1 protein-coding gene is annotated in these 883 nt (G+C 57.9%); it reads left to right on the top strand.

Annotated elements, in window-relative coordinates; translation table 11 throughout:
* Positions 1-883: two-partner secretion domain-containing protein (locus tag EAE92_RS24115; RefSeq protein WP_479687654.1), on the top strand; the 883-nt coding region annotated here is incomplete at both ends.

The following is an 883-nucleotide window of genomic DNA, read 5'->3' as shown; positions in this document are numbered from 1 at the left end:
CGCTCACCACCGGACAGGCGCTGATGGAACAGGGCCGGCTGAAAGGGTTTGATGTCCGTCAGGGGGAAGTGCGGATTGACGGACACGGCATGGACAGCACGCAGCAAAGTTACACCGATATTATCGCCCGCTCCGTGGCGATTAACGCCAAATTACACGCGCAAGACCTGAAAGTGACTACCGGGCGCAATATTGTCGATGCGGCGCATCAGCAGATTGAGAAAAAATCGGTTGACGATGAAAAGCACCCGGCGTTTGCGCTGGATGTGGCGGCGCTGGGCGGCATGTACGCCCATAAAATCAGGCTGATAGGCACCGAATCGGGGGTGGGCGTGCATAATGCCGGCAATATCGGCGCGTCTGCCGGCGAGGTCCATATCACCGCTGATGGCCGGATAGAGAACCGCGGCGCTATCAGCAGTCGTGACGCGTTGCAATTAACCAGTACCGCAAAGATAGACAATCAGGGCAAACTGCTGTCTCAATCGACGGCGACCTTGCAATCAGGCGAACAACTGAACAATAGCGGCCGGGTTGAGGCACGGGGCAATATCACCGCCAGAGCAGGCACGATACACAGTGGTCACGACAGCGTATGGGCTGCGGGGCTGGATGATAAAGGGCGTACCACGTTACCCGGCTCCTTGACCCTGACGGCCAAACAACACGTTCAGGCCAATGGCAAAAATCTGGCCGCCGATACGCTGGCTATCCACAGTCAACAGATTGACCTGAGCGACAGCCAGACGGCGGCCAGGCAGATTCAACTGACTGCCAGTCAATCGGGCATCAGTACCGCTCGCGCTACCGTCAACGCCGACCGTTTTAGCGCGAAAACCCCGGGTCAGTTTAACAACGACGGCGGCCAGTTAGTGGCGAAGGA

The organism is Photorhabdus hainanensis (genome assembly GCF_018448965.1).
Classification (GTDB): domain Bacteria; phylum Pseudomonadota; class Gammaproteobacteria; order Enterobacterales; family Enterobacteriaceae; genus Photorhabdus; species Photorhabdus akhurstii.
This window is presented reverse-complemented; position numbering and strand designations above follow the sequence as displayed.